Source organism: Mycobacterium hippophais, assembly GCF_027529605.1.
Lineage (GTDB): Bacteria > Actinomycetota > Actinomycetes > Mycobacteriales > Mycobacteriaceae > Mycobacterium > Mycobacterium arseniciresistens.
On the sequence record NZ_JAPZPY010000001.1, the window covers coordinates 1,074,124 to 1,094,748 of the forward strand.

Annotated in this window: 17 protein-coding genes; 5 read left to right on the plus strand and 12 right to left on the minus strand. The window is 71.6% G+C overall.

What is annotated here, in order from left to right; translation table 11 throughout:
• Nucleotides 1–59: 59 nt before the first annotated feature.
• Nucleotides 60–1,268 (minus strand): DNA polymerase III subunit delta', encoded by a 1,209-nt coding sequence (locus O6P37_RS05385; RefSeq protein WP_269893058.1) that lies wholly within the window; start codon nt 1,266–1,268, stop codon nt 60–62.
• An 81-nt stretch (nt 1,269–1,349) separates the two neighbouring features.
• Here O6P37_RS05385 and O6P37_RS05390 point away from each other — a divergent pair, with 81 nt between their 5' ends.
• Nucleotides 1,350–2,939, plus strand: a complete 1,590-nt coding sequence (locus tag O6P37_RS05390) for an adenylate/guanylate cyclase domain-containing protein (protein ID WP_264014976.1) — start codon at nt 1,350–1,352, stop codon at nt 2,937–2,939.
• 50 nt (nt 2,940–2,989) lie between these two features.
• Nucleotides 2,990–5,743 (plus strand): helix-turn-helix transcriptional regulator, encoded by a 2,754-nt coding sequence (locus O6P37_RS05395; protein WP_269893059.1) that lies wholly within the window; start codon nt 2,990–2,992, stop codon nt 5,741–5,743.
• Nucleotides 5,744–5,752: 9 nt separating this feature from the next.
• Here the strand turns inward: O6P37_RS05395 and topA are convergent, their stop codons facing one another.
• The 3 genes from topA to O6P37_RS05410 all read right to left on the minus strand — a co-directional run bounded on the left by topA (nt 5,753) and on the right by O6P37_RS05410 (nt 9,596).
• Entirely contained in the window at nt 5,753–8,563 is a 2,811-nt protein-coding gene (gene topA, locus O6P37_RS05400; RefSeq protein ID WP_269893060.1) for a type I DNA topoisomerase, read from the minus strand.
• Between the two features lie 124 nt (nt 8,564–8,687).
• The gene (locus O6P37_RS05405) at nt 8,688–9,278 is read right to left on the minus strand and encodes a hypothetical protein (protein ID WP_269893061.1); all 591 of its coding nucleotides are present in this window, start codon (nt 9,276–9,278) and stop codon (nt 8,688–8,690) included.
• 114 nt (nt 9,279–9,392) lie between these two features.
• The gene (locus O6P37_RS05410) at nt 9,393–9,596 is read right to left on the minus strand and encodes a cold-shock protein (protein ID WP_006243848.1); all 204 of its coding nucleotides are present in this window, start codon (nt 9,594–9,596) and stop codon (nt 9,393–9,395) included.
• A gap of 308 nt (nt 9,597–9,904) precedes the next feature.
• Here O6P37_RS05410 and O6P37_RS05415 point away from each other — a divergent pair, with 308 nt between their 5' ends.
• The gene (locus O6P37_RS05415; RefSeq protein ID WP_269893062.1) at nt 9,905–12,259 is read left to right on the plus strand and encodes a DEAD/DEAH box helicase; all 2,355 of its coding nucleotides are present in this window, start codon (nt 9,905–9,907) and stop codon (nt 12,257–12,259) included.
• 290 nt (nt 12,260–12,549) lie between these two features.
• Nucleotides 12,550–13,554, plus strand: a complete 1,005-nt coding sequence (locus O6P37_RS05420) for a PAS domain-containing protein (RefSeq protein WP_269893063.1) — start codon at nt 12,550–12,552, stop codon at nt 13,552–13,554.
• Here the strand turns inward: O6P37_RS05420 and O6P37_RS05425 are convergent.
• Genes O6P37_RS05425 through ssd form a run of 7 tightly spaced genes read right to left on the minus strand, consistent with a single transcriptional unit; the run spans nt 13,536 to nt 18,074 of the window.
• Nucleotides 13,536–13,865: an Rv3654c family TadE-like protein gene (locus O6P37_RS05425; RefSeq protein WP_269893064.1), complete on the minus strand. Its 330-nt coding sequence runs from the start codon at nt 13,863–13,865 to the stop codon at nt 13,536–13,538. The two genes, O6P37_RS05420 and O6P37_RS05425, sit on opposite strands and share 19 nt — an antisense overlap.
• 19 nt (nt 13,866–13,884) lie before the next feature.
• A complete protein-coding gene (locus tag O6P37_RS05430) occupies nt 13,885–14,190 on the minus strand; it encodes a TadE family type IV pilus minor pilin (RefSeq protein WP_269893065.1) in 306 nt (101 codons plus the stop codon).
• Between the two features lie 35 nt (nt 14,191–14,225).
• Complete coding sequence (locus O6P37_RS05435; RefSeq protein ID WP_269893066.1) at nt 14,226–14,429, minus strand: DUF4244 domain-containing protein; 204 nt, start codon at nt 14,427–14,429, stop codon at nt 14,226–14,228.
• A gap of 57 nt (nt 14,430–14,486) precedes the next feature.
• On the minus strand, nt 14,487–15,068 hold the full coding sequence (locus tag O6P37_RS05440; RefSeq protein ID WP_269893067.1) for a type II secretion system F family protein: 582 nt from the start codon (nt 15,066–15,068) through the stop codon (nt 14,487–14,489).
• Entirely contained in the window at nt 15,065–15,823 is a 759-nt protein-coding gene (locus O6P37_RS05445; protein ID WP_269893179.1) for a type II secretion system F family protein, read from the minus strand. Before O6P37_RS05445 ends, O6P37_RS05440 begins: the two co-directional genes overlap by 4 nt.
• Nucleotides 15,824–15,846: 23 nt before the next feature.
• Nucleotides 15,847–17,013 carry a TadA family conjugal transfer-associated ATPase gene (locus O6P37_RS05450; RefSeq protein WP_269893068.1) on the minus strand — a complete coding sequence of 389 codons (1,167 nt, stop codon included), beginning with the start codon at nt 17,011–17,013 and terminating at the stop codon, nt 15,847–15,849.
• The gene (ssd, locus tag O6P37_RS05455; protein WP_269893069.1) at nt 17,010–18,074 is read right to left on the minus strand and encodes a septum site-determining protein Ssd; all 1,065 of its coding nucleotides are present in this window, start codon (nt 18,072–18,074) and stop codon (nt 17,010–17,012) included. Before ssd ends, O6P37_RS05450 begins: the two co-directional genes overlap by 4 nt.
• A 495-nt stretch (nt 18,075–18,569) precedes the next feature.
• Here ssd and O6P37_RS05460 point away from each other — a divergent pair, with 495 nt between their 5' ends.
• The gene (locus O6P37_RS05460) at nt 18,570–19,358 is read left to right on the plus strand and encodes an HAD-IB family hydrolase (RefSeq protein WP_408633114.1); all 789 of its coding nucleotides are present in this window, start codon (nt 18,570–18,572) and stop codon (nt 19,356–19,358) included.
• Nucleotides 19,359–19,811: 453 nt separating this feature from the next.
• Here O6P37_RS05460 and O6P37_RS05465 read toward each other — a convergent pair whose 3' ends face one another.
• Nucleotides 19,812–20,561 carry an oxidoreductase gene (locus O6P37_RS05465; RefSeq protein ID WP_269893071.1) on the minus strand — a complete coding sequence of 250 codons (750 nt, stop codon included), beginning with the start codon at nt 20,559–20,561 and terminating at the stop codon, nt 19,812–19,814.
• Nucleotides 20,562–20,625 lie beyond the last annotated feature (64 nt).

Consider the following 20,625-nt stretch of genomic DNA (forward strand, 5'->3'; position numbering starts at 1 on the left):
GGCGAACCAAGCGGGACGAGTCTAGCGGCAGCCACCACCGGCCGCCAAAAGCGCCCGGGTCAGCCGCGCAGCGCCTGGCCGACGGTGGCCACCATCGCGTCGACCGCGAATTTCGGCTTCACGTTGATCGCCAGCGCCTCGCGGCACTCGAGCACCGCCTCGATGCACCGCAGCAGCCGGTCGGGCGGCACGTGCTCGGCCATCGACGCCACCTTGTCGGCCATGTCGGGGTGATTCGGTGCCACGCCGCTGACCCCTGAGGACACCAGCAGCGCGTCCCGGAAGTAGGTGGCCAGGTCGATCAGCGCCCGGTCCAGCGCATCCCGCGACGCCCGCGTCTGCCGCGACTTCTGCCGTTTCTCCAGGTCGCGGATCGCCCCCGTGGCGCCCCTCAAAGCGCCCGCGGTGCCCTTGCCGGTGCCGCCCGCGCCCAGCGCCGTCCGCAGCTCCTCGGTCTCGGCCTCGTTGCGTCCCTCGGTCATCGCCCGCGCCTCGGCCTCGGCCGTCGCCACCAGCTCCTCGGCCGCCGCGTACGCCCGCGACGGTGTCGCCGCGTCCCGCGCCAACCCCAACGCCCGCTGCCTGCGCTCGCGCGCATCGGTGTCGGTGGCCAGCCGCCGCGCCCGCCCGACATGACCGCCGCTCACCGACGCCGCCCACTGCGCGTCGGCCTCCGACAACCCGTCGCGGTCCACCAGGACCTGCGCGATCGCCTCCACCGGCGGGGTCACCAGCGCGACATGCCGGCACCGCGACCGCAACGTCACCGCGATGTCCTCCGGATCCACCGACGGCGCGCACAGCAGGAACACCGTCGACGGCGGCGGCTCCTCGACCACCTTGAGCAGCGCATTCGCCGCACCCTCGGTCAGCCGGTCGGCGTCCTCGATCACCACGATCTGCCAGCGCCCCGTCCCGGGCCGCCGCGAAGCGATCTGCACGATGTTGCGCATCTCGTCCACGCCGATCGACAGGCCCTCGGGGATGATGCGCCGCACGTCGGCGTGCGTGCCGGCCATCGTCGTCGAGCAGGCCCGGCACTCGCCGCAGCCCGGAACACCGTCTGACGTGCACTGCAGCGCCGCAGCGAAGCACAGTGCCGCCACCGACCGGCCCGAACCCGGTGGGCCCGTCATCAGCCACGCATGTGTCATGGTCCCGATCGCGGCCGCCGAGTGAGCCGCGTCACCGCGAGCGGCCCGCGCCGCCGCCACCAGCTCCGCCTCCACGGCGTGCTGGCCCACCAATCGGGAGAAAACACCGCTCATCGCGGCCAACAGTAGTGGTCAGGCCGACACGGGTCGCTCACACCGGCGCACGGCGTCGCCGCGGCCCGATACGGTAATCACGTGACTGCAGGCGCGCTACCGATCGGGCGAATCACCGCATTCGTCCAGTGGGTGGCGCGCACTCCGTGGCCGGTGTTCTCCCTGGGCATGCTGCAGTCCGACATCATCGGCGCGCTGTTCGTGCTGGGCTTCCTGCGGTTCGGCCTGCCGCCGGAGGACCGGGTCCAGCTGCAGGACCTGCCCGCCTTCAATTTGGCGATCTTCCTGGGCTACCTGTTCGTCGCCTTCACCGTCGGCGCCTACCTCAGCCTGCGGCTGCTGCTGCCCGTCATCCGCTGGCAGCGCCGCGACACCCTGCTCGCCGACGGCGACCCGACGATCACCGCGCTGGCCCGCACCCGCGCCCTGCGGATGCCGTTCTACCGCTCGCTCATCAGCGTCACCAACTGGTGCCTGGGCTCGATCGTCTTCATCGTCGCCAGCTGGCCGGTCGCCAGCCACGCCGCACCGGTGGTGGCCGTCGCCTCCGGCCTCGGCGCCACCGCCACCGCGATCATCGGCTACCTGCAGTCCGAACGGGTGCTGCGGCCGGTCGCGGTCGCGGCACTGCGCGGCGGCGTCCCGGCCAACTTCCGGGCCCCCGGCGTCATCCTGCGCCAGGTGCTCACCTGGGTGCTGTCCACCGGCGTGCCGCTGCTGGCCATCGTGCTGGCGCTGGTGGCCAGCCAGTTCCAGGTGCTGACGGCGCCCGCCGATCGACTCACCATGCCGCTGCTGCTGATGGCCATTGCCGCCCTGCTGATCGGCCTGGCCGGCACGGTGCTGGTGGCCATGTCGATCGCCGACCCGCTGCGCCAGCTCCGGTGGGCGCTCGGCGAGGTGCAGCGCGGAAACTACAACGCCCACATGCAGATCTACGACGCCAGCGAGCTGGGCCTGCTGCAGGCCGGCTTCAACGACATGGTCCGCGACCTGTCCGAACGGCAACGCCTGCGTGACCTGTTCGGCCGCTACGTCGGCGAGGACGTGGCGCGCCGCGCCCTGGAACGCGGCACCGAACTCGGCGGGCAGGAACGCGATGTCGCGGTGCTGTTCGTCGACCTCGTCGGATCGACACAGCTGGCGTCGACCATCCCCGCCTCCGAGGTGGTGAACCTGCTCAACGACTTCTTCCGCGTCGTGGTGGACGCCGTCAACCGGCACGGCGGCTTCGTCAACAAGTTCCAGGGTGACGCCGCCCTGGCCATTTTCGGCGCGCCGATCGAACATCCCGACGCCTGCGGCGCGGCGCTCGCGGCGTCGCGCGAACTGCACGACGAGCTCATCCAGGTGCTCGGCCAGACCGAATTCGGCATCGGGGTGTCGGCCGGACGGGCGATCGCCGGCCACATCGGCGCGCAGGCCCGCTTCGAGTACACCGTCATCGGCGATCCGGTCAACGAGGCGGCCCGGCTGACCGAGCTGGCCAAGCTCGAGCGGGGTCACGTGCTGGCGTCCTCGATCGCCGTCAGCGGCGCCCTCGACGCCGAGGCGCTGTGCTGGGACGTCGGCGAGATCGTCGAACTCCGTGGGCGTTCGGCGCCCACCCAGCTGGCCCGGCCGGTGAACCTGGTGTCACCGAGCGAGGCGCGCTCGGAGATCTCCCGCTGACCACGCCGCTCTAGGTGGACAGCGGTCCGGTTTGCTGCGATTCTCAGTCGGTGCCCACCGGGATGGCATCGCGGATCGCTGAGACCGCCGCCGTCGACGAGTTCCTGAACTCGACGCGACGCGATGCCGGCGCCCTGGTGCTCGAGGGCGACGCCGGGATCGGCAAGAGCACCCTGCTGATCGCGGCGGTGGAGCAGGCCCGCGGTCTGGGTTATCAAGTGCTGGTGGCTCATCCGGCTCAGGCGGAGTCGGTGCTCGCCTATGCCGCGCTGACCGACCTGCTGGGTGACGTGGACCCGTCGGCGTGGGATCAGCTGCCGCCGGCGCAGCGGCACGCGGTGGACCGAGTGATGCTCTGGGACGACGCCGTGGGTCCGGCCACCGATCAGCGAGCGGTGGCCGCCGGCTTCCTCACCCTCGTCGAGGTCCTCGCCGACCGCGGGCCGCTGCTGCTGGTCATCGACGACGCGCAGTGGCTCGATCCGTCCAGCGCGCATGTCGTGGGATTCGTGGCGCGCAGGCTGCCCGCCCGGACCCGCATGCTGCTCACCGTCCGCACCGGCCCCGATGGCAGCGCCGCCATCGACTGGCTTGCGCTGCCCACCCCCGACGCGGTGCGGCGCGTCGCCGTCCGGCCGTTGAGCCTCGGCGGTCTACACGCCGTGTTGTCCGACCGCCTCGGCCGGTCGTTCCCCAGGCCGATGATGGCCCGGATCAGGGACATCTCGGGCGGTAACCCGTTCTTCGCCATCGAACTCGCCCGTGCCATGAGCGGCGGCGCGGGCGCCGGCGCCCATCTGCCCACCACCCTGTCGGAATTGGTCCGTGGCCGGCTCGGCGATCTCGACCCGACTCTGCACGAATGTCTGCTCGCCGCAGCGTGTCTGGCCTCCCCCACCGTCGAGACGGTGGCGCGCGCCGTCGGCTGCGGTCCGGCCGCCGTCGTGGACCTGATGCAGGAGGCGGAGAGCAAGGGACTGATCGAGATCGACGGACTGACACTGCGGTTCGCTCATCCCCTGCTGTCGCACGGCGTCTACACCGAGGCCGCGCCCGGCCGGCGACGTGCGATGCACCGGCGGTTGGCCGGCATCGTCGACCAGACCGAACTGCGCGCCCGTCATCTCGCATTGGGCGCCACCGTGGTCGACGAGCACACCCTGCAGGCGCTCGACGAAGCCGCCGAGTCAGCTCGCAATCGCGGCGCACCCGCGGCCGCCGCGGAGTTCACCGACCTCGCCATCGGCCTGGGCGGCGACACCCCGACGCGCCGCGTGCGCTCGGCGACAATGCATTTCAGTGCCGGTGACAACGTGAGGGCCCGCGCCGCCCTCGAGCAGGCCGTCGCGCAGACCGCACCGGGCGAGGTGCGCGCCGAGGCACTGCGCATGCTCGGCATCGTGCTGCTGTTCGCCGACAGCTTCGTCGAGTCGGCCGCGCTGCTCGAGCGGGCCGTCGCCGAAGCGCGCGACAACCTGGCCGCGAGGGTGCCGATGCTCATCACGCTGAGCTTCGCGCTGGTCAACTCCGGCCGGATGGACGACGCCATCGGCCGCGCCAGGTCGGCGATCGACGAAGCGACCCTGCTCGGCGACGACCACCTGCTGAGCCAGGCACTGAGCATGAACGTCGTGCTGGGATTCATGCGGGGCGACGGCTACGACGAGCAGGCCATGGCCCGCGCGCTCGATCTCGAGGACAGCGAGGCGCACACACCGGTCGCGTTCCGTCCGCGCGCCCAGTACGCACTGCTGCAGGCCTGGATCGGCCATCTCGACGAGTCACGCAGGGAGCTCGCCGCCATCCGCAGGCAGTGCCTCGAGCGTGGCGAGGAGAGCGAGCTGATCTTCGTCGCCTTCCATCAGGTGATGGCCGAGGTCTGGGCCGGTGACCTCTCGACGGCGGCGCTGATCGCGGAGGACTTCATGGAGCGGGCGCTGCAGCTGGGCACCGACCTGCCACTGTCGGTGGCGTTGACCACCCGGGCGTTGCTCGCCGCCTATGCGGGCCGCGCCGACGACGCGCGGGCCGACGCCCGTGAGGCGCTGGCCGCGGGCCGGCGGTGCGGGTCGACCCGGCTGATGGAGTGGCCGGTCACGGCCGTCGGCTTCCTCGAGGTGTCGCTCGGCAACCACCGGGCCGCGCTCGACGCCGTCACGCCGCTGCTCGTCATGCCGGAGATGGCGCCGAACGCCACCGAGGTCATCGGCGCCACGTTCATCCCCGACGCGGTCGAGGCGATGATCGGCCTCGGCGAACTCGACCACGCGCAGCGGCTGACAACCCTGTTGGAGCACAACGGGAGTCGGCTCGACCGGCCGTGGATGTCGGCGGTTGGCGCCCGGTGCCGCGCCATGCTGCTGGCCGCCCGCGGAGACGTCGACGAGGCGGCCCGCAGCGCCGAAGTCGCGATGGCCCACCACGATCGCGTCGCCATGCCGTTCGAACGTGCCCGCACCCAGCTGCTGCTCGGCCAGCTGCACCGCAGGCGCCGCCACAAGGACGCCGCGGCCGCCACCATCAAGGAGGCGCTGGCCGCCTTCGAGCAGCTCGGGGTCCCGCTGTGGGCGGACCGCGCCCGGGCGGAGCTGGGTCGCGCCAACGTGGCGCCGCAGCGCACGGGCGGTCTGACGCCGTCCGAGCGCCGAGTGGCCGAACTTGCCGCCACCGGCATGACCAACCGTGAGGTCGCCGCGGCGTTGTTCATCAGCCCGAAGACGGTAGAGGCCAACCTCGCCCGGATCTACCGCAAGCTCGGCATCCGGTCGCGCGCCGAGCTGGGCCGGCTGACCCCGTTCGAATAGCCGGACACCTCAGCTGCGCTTGGCGGCCTTCTTTGCCGGAGCCTTCTTCTTCGCGGGCGCCTTCTTGGCGGTCTTCTTCGCGACCTTCTTCACCGGGCCGCGGGCCCGTCGGTCGGCGAGCAGTTCGGATGCCCGCTCGTCGGTGATCGACAGCACGTCGTCACCCTTGCGCAGGCTCGCGTTGGTCTCGCCGTCGGTGACGTAGGGGCCGAACCGGCCGTCCTTGATCACCATCGGATTACCCGACGCCGCGTCGTTGCCGAGTTCGCGCAGCGGTGGCGCGGCGGCGGCCTGCCTGCCCCGGCGTTTCGGCTCGGCGTAGATCTTGAGCGCCTCGTCGAGGGTGATGGTGAACATCTGCTCTTCGTTGGCCAGCGAGCGGGAGTCGGTGCCGCGCTTCAGGTATGGCCCGTATCGGCCGTTCTGCGCGGTGATCTCCTCGTTGGTCGCCGGGTCGACACCGACGACGCGGGGCAGCGACAGCAGTCGCAGCGCATCCTCGAGGGTGACCGTCTCGATGTCCATGGTGCGCAACAGCGAACCCGTCCGCGGCTTGGGCCCGGTCGGCTTCTTGCCCTTCTTCGCCGTCGACCCCGCGTCGGGCTCCTCGGGCGGTTCGGGCAGCACCTCGGTGACATACGGGCCGTAGCGCCCGTCCTTGGCGACGATCTCGTGACCGGTCTCCGGGTCGATGCCCAGCGAGCGGCCCTCCTGCGGTGTGGAGAACAGCTTCTCGGCGAGCTCCAGCGTCAGCTCGTCGGGGGTGAGCTCGTCCTTCAGGTTGGCCCGCTGCGGCTTGAGCTCGCCCGGGTTGTCCGGATCGGGGATCATTCGCTCCAAGTACGGCCCGTTGCGGCCGACCCGGACGTTGATCGGGATTCCTTGATCGTCGTCGAACAGCTTGATGGAGTTGACGACTCGGGCGTCGATCTCCTCGAGGTTGCCGCCGACGAGCTTCTTCAGGCCACCGGAGCGCGCGATCGAGTCCTCGACGCCGTGGTCGCCACCGAAGTAGAAGTTGCTCAGCCAGTTGGTGCGCCGCTCATGGCCCGCGGCGATCTCGTCGAGTTCGTCCTCCATCGCCGCGGTGAAGCCGTAGTCGACGAGGCGGCCGAAATGCTGCTCCAGCAGGCCGATCACCGCGAACGCCACCCAGGACGGCACCAGCGCGCTGCCCTTCTTGTGGACGTAGCCGCGGTCCTGGATGGTCTTGATGATCGACGAGTACGTCGAGGGCCTGCCGATGCCGAGGTCCTCGAGCGCCTTGATCAGCGACGCCTCGGTGTACCGGGCCGGCGGGCTGGTCTGGTGTCCGTCGGCGGTGAGGTCCGCGGCGTCGACCCGCTGGCCCTGGGTCAGGTTCGGAAGCCTGCTCTCGGCGTCGTCGGCCTCGCCGCCGGCCTGCTCGTCGAGGCTCTCGACGTAGGCCTTCAGGAAGCCGGCGAACGTGATGGTGCGACCGCTGGCGCTGAACACGACCTGCTCGCCGGAGGACGCCTGGCCACCGATGCGCAGGCTCAGCGTGGTGCCGCGGGCGTCGGCCATCTGCGAGGCGACCGTGCGCTGCCAGATCAGTTCATAGAGCCGGAACTCGTCGGTGTCGAGCGCGGCGTGCAGCTGACCCGGCGTCTGGAACACGTCGCCGGCCGGCCGGATCGCCTCGTGGGCCTCCTGCGCGTTCTTCACCTTGCGGGTGTACTGCCGCGGGGTCGGGTGGACGTACTCCTCGCCGTAGAGCTGGCGGGCCTGGTTGCGCGCGGCTTCCACAGCGCTGGCCGACAGCGTCGTCGAGTCGGTGCGCATGTAGGTGATGTAGCCGTTCTCGTACAACCGCTGCGCGATGCTCATCGTGCGTTCCGAGGAGAACCGGAGCTTGCGGCCGGCCTCCTGCTGCAACGTGGAGGTCATGAACGGCGGATACGGCTTGCGGGTGTACGGCTTCTGCTCCACCGACGTGACGGCCATCTGGGCGCCCCGTAGGCCGGTCGCCAGTGCGCCTGCCGCGGCCTGATCGAGCACCCGCACCTCGTCGGGCTTGCGGACCTGGCCCAATGAGTCGAAATCGCGGCCGGTGGCCACCCGGCGGCCGTCGACCGAATTGAGCTTCGCGGTGAACCGCGGCGGGGACGCCTGCGGGTCGGACACGCTGGCGTCCAGTTCGGCGGTGACGTCCCAGTAGCCGGCGCTGCGGAAGGCCATCCGCTCGCGTTCGCGCTGGACGATGATGCGCGTCGCCACCGACTGCACCCGCCCGGCGGACAGCTTCGGGGCCACCTTCTTCCACAGCACGGGGCTGACCTCGTAGCCGTAGAGGCGGTCGAGGATGCGCCGGGTCTCCTGCGCGTCGACCAGGTCGATGTCCAGGTCACGTGGGCTTTCGGCAGCCGCGCGGATCGCCGGTTCGGTGATCTCGTGGAACACCATCCGCTTGACCGGGATGCGCGGCTTGAGCGTCTCGAGCAGGTGCCAGGCGATGGCCTCGCCCTCGCGGTCGCCGTCCGTCGCGAGATAAAGCTCGTCGACGTCCTTCAGCAGGCCCTTGAGCTCGGTGACCGTGCCCTTCTTGTCCGGGCTGACGATGTAGAGCGGTTCGAAGTCCGCGTCGACGTTGACCCCGAGGCGTGCCCATGGCTCCGACTTGTACTTGGCGGGCACGTCAGCGGCCGCCCGGGGCAGGTCACGGATGTGCCCGCGGGATGATTCGACGATGTAATTGGAGCCGAGATACCCGGCTATCTTGCGCGCCTTGGTCGGCGACTCGACGATGACGAGTCGTCGAATCGATCCGTTGCCTCCGCTGCCGCGGTCCCGGTCAGCCAACTGTGCGCACGCTCCACTTCTTGAGTTGCCTGACCACGCCGAAACCGCTCACCGGCTTGCCAGGCAACTGACAATTTCGCACCCCGGGCCTGCCGACGCAAACTGACCTACTTGTCGCAAGCCGTCAGAGGTGAGGCCATTGTGACAACGCCTCGGCGTCGTCCGGAGGTTCCCCCACGTTCTCTACCAGGCGCGACAGCCTCCGGCGGCCACTGATTCGCAGGGCCGGCCGGGCACCGCGCGTGCCGATCAGAGTGGGTGCGATGCCGACGCGCATCATGGCCGCCGCCAGCGCCGTGTGGGTGTCCGGCGCGTGCGGATCGAGGCCGAGCAGATAGCGGTCGTCCTCCGGGGTGCCTGAGGCCAGTGTCCAGGCCCGAAGCTCCCGTGGGCCGGGCAGCCACTGCGGCGGGACCGTCTTGACGGCGCCACGGGTCCATTCGGCGGCAATGGCGACCAGCCGGGCGTCGCGCGCCGTGCGCACCAGCGGGTTGTCCTCGTCGGTGCGGGCGATCTCGGAGGTCAGCCCGACGTCGTCGATCATGGCGGCCAGCGCCTCGGCCCGCCACGGCCGGTCCACGACGATCGACAGCCGCGCAGCCTGGCTGCCTGCGGCACCGGACAGCACGACCTGCCCCGGCGCGGCCAGCAAGCCGGTCAGGTCGGCGACGGCCGGCGGCACCGACTCTGCCGAGAAGAACGACAGCTGGCTCACGCATCGACAGTAAGGCAGTCGGGTGCCGCCGATGCGCGCGCCGGGCCGCCAGGACGAGAAAACCCCCCGGCAGTCCGCTGACGGACGCACCGAGGGGTGTTTCTCAAATGGTGATCAGACTGCGCGAACGCCGGTCGCCTGAGGCCCCTTGGGGCTCTGGCCGACCTCGAACTCGACCTTCTGGTTCTCTTCCAGCGTGCGGAAGCCCGAACCCTGGATCTCCGTGTAGTGGACAAAGACATCGGCGGAGCCGTCCTCGGGAGCGATAAAGCCGAAGCCCTTCTCCGCGTTGAACCACTTCACAGTTCCCTGTGGCATCTCTCGTACTTTCCTTCTCTTCTACCGGGTGCGGCCCGCCGACTTCCGGCGCACCGGGCCCGTTCCGACCGCCATACCTCGTGGAGTCGTCGGAACTTGACCCGACTCACAACCTCGCAGGAACCGCGATCGCAACGTCGATCCTGCGAGTGTTGGAACACGAACACAGAAGCTGCGACCGCCATCAGTCAATCACGTTTCTGGCCAGCCGCAACAGTCCCGGCGCAGTTCCGTGGGGAACAATTCAACTGATGGCTGACGGCCGGTATCAGACGGGTTGTCACAGGGGTGTCCGAGGAGGGTCGGCAGTGGCGGATCGGGGGTCGGACTTCGGCCGCGAACTGCTCGCCTGCGCGGTGGCGGGCACCGATCCCGACGAGCACCCGCTGCGCCATGTCGCGGATCTGCCGCCGCGCCGGGGCAGGCCCGAGGCCTGGCCGTCGTGGGCCGAGCCGGACGTCGTCAAGGCGTTCGTCGACCGCGGCATCACCGCGCCGTGGTCGCATCAGGCGGCGGCCGCCGATCTCGCCCACGGCGGGCGGCACGTCGTGCTCAGCACCGGCACCGCGTCGGGCAAGTCGCTGGCCTACCAATTGCCGATCCTGTCGACGATGGCCGTGGACCGCCGGGCCAGGGCGCTGTACCTGTCGCCGACCAAGGCGCTGGGCCACGACCAGTTGCGCACCGCGCAGGCGCTCACCGACGCAGTGCCCGCCCTGCGGGACGTGGCGCCGTCGTCCTACGACGGGGACAGCCCGACCGAGGTGCGCCGCTTCGCGCGGGAACGCTCGCGGTGGATCTTCTCCAATCCCGACATGATCCATCTCTCGCTGCTGCGCAACCATGCCCGCTGGGCGGTGTTCCTGCGTCACCTGCGGTTCATCGTGGTCGACGAATGCCACTACTACCGCGGCATCTTCGGCTCCAACGTGGCGATGGTGCTGCGCAGGCTGCTCCGGCTGTGCACCCGGTACCACGCCAGCCCGACCGTCATCTTCGCCAGCGCCACCACCGCCGCCCCGGCCGCCACCGCCGCCGAGCTCATCGGGGAGACGGTCACCGAGGTGACCGACGACGGCTCACCGCACGGCGCCCGCACGGTGGCGCTGTGGGAGCCCGCGCTGCGCACCGACCTCGTCGGGGAGAACGGCGCCCCGGTGCGGCGTGCCGCAGGCGCCGAGGCGGCCAGGGTGATGGCCGACCTGATCGCCGAGGGCGCTCGCACGCTGACCTTCGTACGGTCGCGGCGCGGCGCGGAACTCACCGCACTCGCCGCCCGCGCCCGGCTGGAGGATGTCGCACCCGAGCTGGCCGGGCTGGTGGCCTCGTACCGCGCGGGCTACCTGTCGGAGGACCGGCGCGAACTGGAGCGGCAACTGGCCGAGGGCGAACTGCGCGGCATGGCCACCACCAACGCCCTCGAACTCGGCGTCGACATCGCCGGCCTCGACGCGGTGGTGCTCGCGGGTTTCCCCGGCACCGTCACGTCGTTCTGGCAGCAGGCCGGGCGGTCCGGGCGGCGCGGTCAGGGTGCGCTGATCGTGCTGGTCGCGCGCGACGACCCGCTGGACACCTATCTGGTCCACCACCCGGAGGCGTTGCTAGACAAGCCGATCGAGCGGGTGGTGATCGACCCGGCCAACCCGTTCGTGCTCGGTCCGCAGCTGTTGTGCGCGGCGACCGAACTGCCGCTGACCGACGCCGAGGTGCGGATGTGGAACGCCGAGGCGGTGGCGGCCGAGCTCGTCGACGACGGGCTGCTGCGCCGCCGGCCCGCGGGCTACTTCCCCGTGCCCGGCATCGACCCGCACCCGGCGGTCGACATCCGCGGGTCCTCCGGCGGCCAGATCGCGATCCTGGAGGCCGGCACGGGCCGGATGCTGGGCAGTGCGGACGCGGGACGGGCGCCGGCGACGGTGCATCCGGGCGCGGTGTACCTGCACCAGGGCGAGAGTTTCGTCGTCGACTCGCTGGACTTCGAGGACGGTGTGGCGTTCGTGCACGCCGAGGACCCCGGATACACCACCTTCGCCCGGGAATTGACCGACATCACGGTCACCGGCGCCGGTGAGCGGCAGTCGTTCGGCCCCGTGACCGTCGGCCTGGTTCCGGTGTGCGTGAGCAACACCGTCGTCGGGTATCTGCGGCGGCGGCTCACCGGTGAGGTGATCGACTTCGTCGAGCTCGACATGCCGACACGGTCGCTGGACACCATGGCAGTGATGTGCACCATCACCCCGGAAGCGTTGCAGCGCAGCGGGATCGAGATGCTCCGGATGCCTGGTTCACTGCACGCGGCCGAACACGCGGCGATCGGGCTGCTGCCGCTGGTGGCCAGCTGCGACCGCGGCGACATCGGCGGGGTGTCGACGGCGGTGGGACCGGTCGACGGGCTGCCTGCGATCTTCGTCTACGACGGCTATCCCGGTGGCGCGGGCTTCGCCGACCGCGGGTTCCGCCGGCTCGCGACGTGGTGGGGTGCGACGGCGTCGGCGATCGAGGCGTGTGAGTGTCCGCAGGGTTGTCCGTCGTGCGTGCAGTCGCCGAAGTGCGGAAACGGCAACGATCCGCTGGACAAGTCGGGGGCGGTGCGCGTGCTGCGTCTGGTGCTCGAGGAGTTGGCAGCCGGTCGGGGGGAATCCGCGAGGCGCTCTGATCGCTGACGGCGTGGTGACGACCGACCCCTCGACGGTCGACTCCACGGGTCAAGGCGAATGGCGGTGTCCCGGGCGTGCCGGTCACACAGACGCTGCGATGAACGGTCGGACAACGCGATCCGTTCCAAGCCCCGGAAGCCGGGCGCAGACGAAAAATACCTTGTCCCCGTATATGCGTGCAACTCATTCGGCGCGGTCTGACGGCGTCCGCAAGCTGACAGCTGTCGACTGACGACGGATTCCGTCGAAGGTTGCTGCGCGCCGGCCGGCGGGCGCCCCTGGCTAAAATCACAGCCATGAGCCACGACTGGCTGCTCGTGGAGACCCTGGGCAACGAGCCCGTTGTGGTCGCTCGTGGCCGCCAGACGAAGAATCTGGTGCCGATCAGCGCGTTTCTACGACGGAATCCGCACCTGATGGCGGTGCAGAGCGCCATCGGTGAGACGGTCCGGGTCGGCAAGGGCTTGAGCAGCATCACTCCCAAACACGACCGCGTGATCCGCACCGAGGTGGTGCAGATGTCCGACGGACGGATCCACGGTGTGCACGTGTGGATCGGACCGCCCGACGAGGAACCCCCGGAGCGGCCGCTGCCCGGGCCGTTGACGTGGGACCTGTCCAGCGGGGTCGCCACGGACACCCGGCAGTCGCTGATCAACAGTGGCCGCGACGCCGACAACGAGGACCTCCACAACCGCGCGTTCGCCGAGGACCTTCCGATGCGCGACCTCAACGCCGACGAGACGAAGGTGCTCTCGCTGGCGATCAAACCCGAGCCCGGCCGGACGCTGTGCAGCACATGGGACGTCACCGACTTCCGCGGCGAACAGATCACGGTCGGCTTCGCCGCGCGCGCGGTGCTCGAGGACGGCGAGGACGGCAAGGAGCGGCTGATCTGCAGGGCGATGAACTGGCGCGGCGAGCGAGACAGCGCGGTGACCCCGCCGGACTATCTGGCGCAGCGGATCCTCGACGGCCTGGCCCAACCCGGCGTGCACCGGGCGCTGGTCGACCTGGACTCGTGGAAGCTGCTCAAGTGGCTCGACGAGCCCGCAGACTTCTACGACTGGCGCACCAGCGAGGTGCATCCCGACGATGCGGCGCACATGGAGCGGATGACGCGGGAGTTCAGCACCGGCACCACCGTCGCGGTGCTGCGACTGAAGGCCGCCGACGGCGAGTGGGCGCCGGTGCAGATGACCATCAACCGGATCGAACTCGAACCGGGGACGTTCGCCGGTCTGATTGCGTTGCGGCGGGCCGACTCCGAGGAAACGGCGGCTCAGCCGCCTCCCGACTGATCGACGGCGCCGGCGCGCGCGACCGCCCGCGCCGGTCCGACCCGCCATGCGCCCAGCGCCACCGCGGCGTCGACGGTGACCAGCACGTCGAGGCCGTGCACCGCGCAGTCCGTCACCGTCGTGTCCATCGCCGCCGCGATGTGCGACGCGGTGACGCACGCCGCGTCGGTGCCCGCAGGCATCCTGCCCGCGGCCGCGAGCGCGGCGAGGTCCGCGGCGGCCTGGGCGCGGTGGCGCGCGATCACCGCCGCGCCGACGTACAGCGCCGCGCAGGTGGCGGCGATCAGCACCGCGATCGCGACGGCCGCCACCAGACTCGCCGACCCGTCGTCAGACCCCGCCGGGTTCGACCGCAGAGACCGCCTCGGCAGCGATCGTGATGCCCGGCAGCAGCGCCGGCCGCGCGGTGACCCGCGCGACCACCAGGTCGCCGTCGCGGCGCACCTCGACGCCGGCCCCGTCGGGCCCGATGCGGCGGGCGATCTCCGACGCCGACCGGTCGTCACCGCGGGCCACCAGCCGCGCCGCCTCGCGTGCGGCGTCGAGGCAGCGCACCTGCATCGCCACCGCGGACACTCCCGCCGCACACAACACCAGGACCGTGACCACTGCCGCGACGGCGAACGCCGCCTCCACGGTGACCGCACCCCCCTCGCCACGGCACCGGCCGGCTACACGTTCGTGTTCAGGGCACGGCTGATGATGTTGGTCAGCGCGCTGACGATGGAGTCGCCGGTGACCACCGTGTAGAGGATCGCCCCGAACGCCGCGGCGGCGATCGTGCCGATGGCGTACTCGACCGTCGACATCCCGTCGTCGTCGACCACCAACAGCGTCAGCCGTAGCCTTAGGTCGCGGATCATGTTGTCCAGCATCGGTTTCCCTTCTTCGATCATCATCGGCATCCGTGGCCGGTCCACGCACCGCCGTCGTCACAGCACGCCTGTCTGCAGGACGTCGCCGGCCAGTCCGGCGACGACGGGCACGATGCCCAAGCACAGGAAGGCCGGCAGGTAACACAGCCCGAGCGGCGCCGCGATGAGCACGGCGGCGCGCTCGGCCGCCGCGCCCGCGGCGTCGGCCGCGGCGCTGCGGGACTCGACGGCCAGCTCGGCGACGCCCTGCGCCAGCGCGGCGCCCGACGACGCCGACCGTCGCGCCAGTCGCAACAGCGCCTTGGTGTGCGGGTCGGGCTCCGGACCGGTGTGCGACCACGCCGTCGCGGGATCGGCGCCGAGCGCCAGCAGATCCGACGCGCGGGAGAGGACAGCCGCCAGGGCGGGTGGCGCGGTCGGCGCGGTGGCCGCCGCCGCGGTGGACACCGCCATGCCCGACGACAGGCACGCCGCGAGCACGTCGAAGCTCGAGGCCGCGGCCAGGGGATCGGACTCGGCGGCCGGCGCGCAGCGGCGCCGTGTCATCGGCGGCGCCGCCACGCCCGCGCGGGCGCGCACCCGCAGCGGATCGGCGGCGATCAACACGGCGACCGCCAGCAGTATCGCCGCCCAGCTCACGCGACGACCCCCGCGGTGATGCGGTCCGACCACAGCAGACCCGCGCAGCCCAGCGACACCCCGACCACCAGCAGCCAGCCACCCGGCCCACCGGACAGCAGGAAGCGAATGGGCTCGGCGCCGATCAGCTGGCCGAGGCCGATGCCGAGCACGGGCAGACAGGCCAGCATCGTCGCGGTGGTGCGCGCGCCCGCCATCCCCGCGTTCACGCGTGCCGAGAACCGCTGCCGCTCAGCGACATCACGCTGCGCCGCCCGCATCAGGGTGGCGATGGCCAGACCGTGTGTCTGCGCCAGGCGCCAGCTCACCGCGACGCGGTCCCAGTGCCCCGGCAGCGACGACCGGGCTGCGACGCTGTGCAGTCCCGCCGCCACGTCGGCGCCGAGGCGGGCCCGGGCCGCCACCGCCCGGAGCGCCGGCGCCACTGCCTCGTCGGCCTCGGCGGCCGCGACGCCGAATGCGGCGACGGGGTGGGCACCGGCCCGCAGTTCACCGGCGAGCACGTCGAGCGCCGCCTGCAGCGCAGCCGATTCGGCGGACCGCCGGCGCCGGGCACCGCGCCCGCGACGCCGGATCGCCACAGTGCCTCCCACGATCACACCCGCGACCGCCACGGCAGCCGGGGCCAGCAGCGCCATGGCGACCGCCGCCGACGCGAGGCCCCACACCGGCCGAAGCCGCCGCGGCCCGCCCGGCCTCCCGCGCAGCGCCGCCATCCGGCGCCGCGGCGACACCGGGGCGATCAGCACGGCCATCGCCAGCGCCAGTGCGGCGGCCGTCACGATCGCCCGCGATCGTCGATCAGCTGACGCAACCGCTCGACGCCGCAACCGAATCCGGAGTCGGCCCGCCACGCCGTCTCCGCCCGGACCCGGCCGTCGTCCGCGGATCGCAGGACCGCGATCTCGGTCAGCCGGCGGGCGCCGGAGCGGTCACGTCCGACGTGCAACAACACCTGCACGGCCGCCGCCAGCTGACTGTGCAGCGCGGCCCGGTCGAGCCCGCCGAGTGCGCCGAGCGCCTCCAGCCGGGCCGGGACCTCGGCCGGGTTGTTCGCGTGCACGGTGCCCGCACCGCCGTCGTGGCCGGTGTTCAGCGCCGCGAGCAGGTCGACGACCTCCGCCCCGCGCACCTCGCCGACCACGATCCGGTCCGGCCGCATCCGCAGCGCCTGCCGGACCAGGTCGCGCAGCGTGACCTCGCCGATGCCCTCCACGTTCGCGCACCGGGCCACCAGGTTCACCAGATGCGGGTGGCGCGGGGCGAGTTCGGCGGCGTCCTCGACACAGACGATCCGCTCGCCCGCGGCGACCGCGCCGAGCATCGCCGCCAGCAGCGTGGTCTTGCCGGCACCGGTGCCGCCGGAGACCAGGAACGCCAACCGGGCGTCGATGATGTCGCGCAGCAGTGCCGCGGCGGGTGCTGCGATGGTGCCGGTAGCCGTCAACGCCGCGAGATCCTGTGTCGCCGGGCGCAGCACCCGCAGCGAAAGGCAGGTTCGTCCGGCGGCGATCGGAGGCAGCACGGCATGCAACCGGACGGTGAACCGGCCTGCGCCCACCCCCGACAGCTGACCGTCGACCCACGGCTGCGCCTCGTCGAGCCGTCGGCCCGCGGCCAGTGCCAGCCGCTGCGCGAGCCGGCGCACCGCCGCGTCGTCGGGGAAGTGGACGGCGCTGCGCCGCAACCCTTCCCCGTCGTCCACCCACACCGCGTCGGGTGCGGTGACGAGCACGTCGGTGGTGCCCGCTGCGGACAGCAGCGGCTCCAGGATGCCCGCACCGGTCAACTCCGTCTGCAGCAGCCGCAGGTTCCGCAGCACCTCGGTGTCGCCGAGCACGCCGCCGGATTCCGCCCGAATGGCGGCGGCCACCACGTTCGGGTGCAGCGGGGCCGACTCCGTCGCGAGCCGCTCGCGGACCCGGTCGAGCAGGGAGGCCGTCATGCCGCCTCCGCCGCCGGATGGTGGTGCAGCACAGCGAGAACCCGGCCCGCGGCGACGGCCAGCGGTGACCGGCGGGACAGCCGCAGCGCACCCTGTTCGAGGCGCTCGGCGACACCGGGCTGCGGTCGCATCGCCGCGAGCAGCGGCAGGCCGGCGGCCCGCGCGACCTCCCGCGGCGCCAGCCCGCCGGGTGACGGGCCGCGGACCACCGCGCCGACGTTCGGGTTCAAGCCCGTCAGCCACGGCACGACGGCCGCCGCCGCAGCGCAGGCACGCACATCGGCGGTGACCATCAGCACCACCAGGTCCGCGGCGTCGAGCGCCGCCTCGACGGCGGCGGTGGGCCGGCGTGGCACGTCGCAGATCACGGTCGCACCACCGCGGCAGCCCGCGTCGACCACGGCCGCGAGCGCCGCGGCGTCGATCTCGGTGCCGGCGCGGCCGCTCGACAGCACGGTGACACCGCTCGAGTGCGGCAGCGCCTCGCGCAGCGCCTGGAAGTTGAGCCTGCCGCCTTCGAGTGACAGGTCCGACCACCGCAGTCCCGGTTCGGCCTCGCCGCCCAGCACCATGTCGATGCCGCCGCTCCACGGATCGGCGTCCACGAGCAGTGCGTCCGGAGCGACGTGCGCCAGCGCCGCCGCGAACAGCGTCGCACCGGCTCCGCCGCGGCCTGCCATCACCGCGATCGCCGTTCCGCGCCGGGCATCGCCGCGCCGCGATTCTGCGGCGTCGGCGAGTTCGGCGATCAGCGCCCGATCCTGCCCCGGCAGCGTGAGCACGTGCTGCGCTCCGACGGAGATGGCGGCCTGCCAGTCGCCGGCCTGCGGTTCGGCGCGCCCGACCAGGACGACCCGGCCTCGGCGTGGCAGTGCGCGCTGCGCGCAGCGGAGGGCGCTCGGCGTGTCGAGCAGGACGGCGGCCGCGGCGGTCCAGGCCTTGCGGCCCGACGGCTCGCCTGCGTGCACGACCGTCACCCCGGCCGCGGCGGCGACGCGGTCGACGTCGTCGCGCAGAGACGGGTCGCTCAGCAGCGCAAGTACCCCGGTGGTCGTCGTCACGGTTCCCAGCATCGGGCGCGTGCCGACGGCGCAGCCATTGCTGTTGCACCGAATGTGGATGAACTGGCAACTGTGGACAACGCCGGGCACCTGTCGCGGCGCGGCACGGATATCCACGCGCGGTACGCCGCGGGGCGAAAATGGAGTTGTCCTGAATGCGAAAGGACCGGAAAAAGGGACGACCCCCGCCAGGGGGGGAGGAGGCGGAGGTCGTCGTGTATCAGCCCCGGGGGGTCGGGCTGATACACACCCGGCATAAGCCGAGTAATCCTCACTATACACACGGATCTGCCGAGGATGGCAAGTAGTGCTTGCCGGGGAAACAACCAGTTAGGAGGAAAATTTGCAGTCACAGTCAGCTGTCTTGAGCTGCCAATTCACATACTCATCCGAATAGTGACGCGGTCGGCCCTTTATGCTGGCGACGTGACCGCATCCGAGCGGTCCGCAGCGCCGGCGACGGCAGCGCGGGCCGAGCCCGAAAGCGACCGGCCGGTGCGCACCGCAGCCTTCTTCGATCTGGACAAGACCGTGATCGCGAAGTCCTCGACGCTCGCGTTCAGCAAACCTTTCTTCGATCAAGGTCTGATCAACCGGCGCGCCGCGCTCAAGTCCACCTACGCCCAGTTCCTGTTCATGATGTCCGGTGCGGACCACGAGCAGATGGACCGGATGCGCTCGTTCCTCACCACCATGTGCGCCGGCTGGGACGTCGAGCAGATCAAGACGATCGTCGGCGAGACATTGCACGACATCGTCGACCCGCTGGTCTTCGCCGAGGCCGCCGACCTCATCGCCGACCACAAACTGTGTGGCCGCGACGTGGTCGTGGTGTCCGCGTCCGGGGAGGAGATCGTCGCGCCCATCGCGCGGGCGCTCGGCGCGACCCACGCGATGGCCACCCGGATGGTGGTCGAGGACGGCCGCTACACCGGCGAAATCGCCTTCTACTGCTACGGCGAGGGCAAGGTCGAGGCGATCAAGGCGCTCGCCGCCCGCGAGGGGTACGCGCTCGAGCACTGCTATGCCTACTCCGACTCGGCGACCGACGTGCCGATGCTGGAGGCGGTCGGCCACCCGGCGGTGGTCAACCCCGACCGTGCGCTGCGCCGGGAGGCCGCCGGCCGCAGCTGGCCGGTGCTGACGTTCACCCGGCCGGTGTCCCTGCGCGACCGGCTGCCCGCGCCGTCGGGCGCCGCGGTCGCCACCACCGCCGTGGTGGGGATGAGCGCGCTGGCGGCAGGCGCACTGACGTACTCGCTGCTGCGCCGCTTCGCACTCTGAGTACGCACCGCAAATTCTGACCGTGGAAGCTACGCGGTGTAGTAGCTGGCCGGCGGCCGTAACGATCGGGAATCGCCGGGATTCAGCCCTTGATGTGACGCTGGTCACGGAGTACAAAGGAAAGCACGGAAGCCCGGTGAGGCCAAGACCCAGTCGGAAGAGAAGGCTGGATCTCCCGAATCGGGCTACCCAGCACGGATCCCGGCACCCACGCGGAGCACATGCCGCGAAATAGGCAGAAGTGTTGCGGGCCTGCGTAATAGCGAAGAGCGGACGCCACGACGGCCCCTTGGGTGGGGTTGCAGGCGAAGCGCATCGCCAGGACGCCGAGGCCAACCCACGCAGCCATACCGAGCACGCTTGGTAACCGGTCTCCGTGCTAGCGGGCGGCGAGCCGAACTCAGTTCGGAGCGTCGCCCGCTTCATTTTGCTGGCGGCCCTCAGCGCCCGCCGCTACCCGGAAGCCCCGGCGGCGATCTGCAGGGCTTCCCGGGCGCCCGCGTGCAATCCCGTGCAGTGCAACACGAGCCACGCCGCGAGACCGTCGGGCGTGCCCGAGGCGAAGCCGCGCGCGGCCGCCCGGTAATCGCCGGACCGGCGCATCCAGTACACCTCGGGGACGCCGAGACCGTGCGGGTCGAGGCCGGTGGCGATGGTGACCAGTCGCGCCACCCCCCGCGCAACCACCCCGTCGGCCGAGCCGAACGGCGCCAGGGTGAGCAACTCGCCGTGCGCGACGGCGGCGAGCACGGGCGCGGGCACCCTGGAGCCGCCGGTGAGCAGGCCGGCCAGCAATTCCAGCCGGAGGCCGACGTCCGGGTCCGCTCGTGGACGGCCGAGGTGCTCGTCGTCGGTGAGGTCCGCCGCGGCCAGCGAATGCAATCGGGCGAGCGCCTGCAGCGGCGCGCGCTGCCACACCCCGACCAGCGTGGTGGCGCCGCCCTCCAGCGCTTCGGACACGCGCAGTGCACCCGCGAGCACCGGGTCGGGTTCGCCGTCCTCGGTGATCTGCAGCGCACCGCCGTCGAGCACCGCCGAGGCGCGGGCGGCCCGCACGGCGGCCTCGGCGGCGGTGGCCGGCCAGCCGCGCAGATTGGTGCGGTGCCGATGCGCCTTCCCGAGCGCCTCGCGGGCCTCCTCGGCGGCGGCGGCGACACCCGGCAGTTCGGCCAGCGGCGCCAGCGGATCGCGTGCCCCTGTCATGGCAGCACACGCTAGCCGACCGTTGACCTACCGTTCCGCGACGCTCGGCGCGCCGGATCCGCCG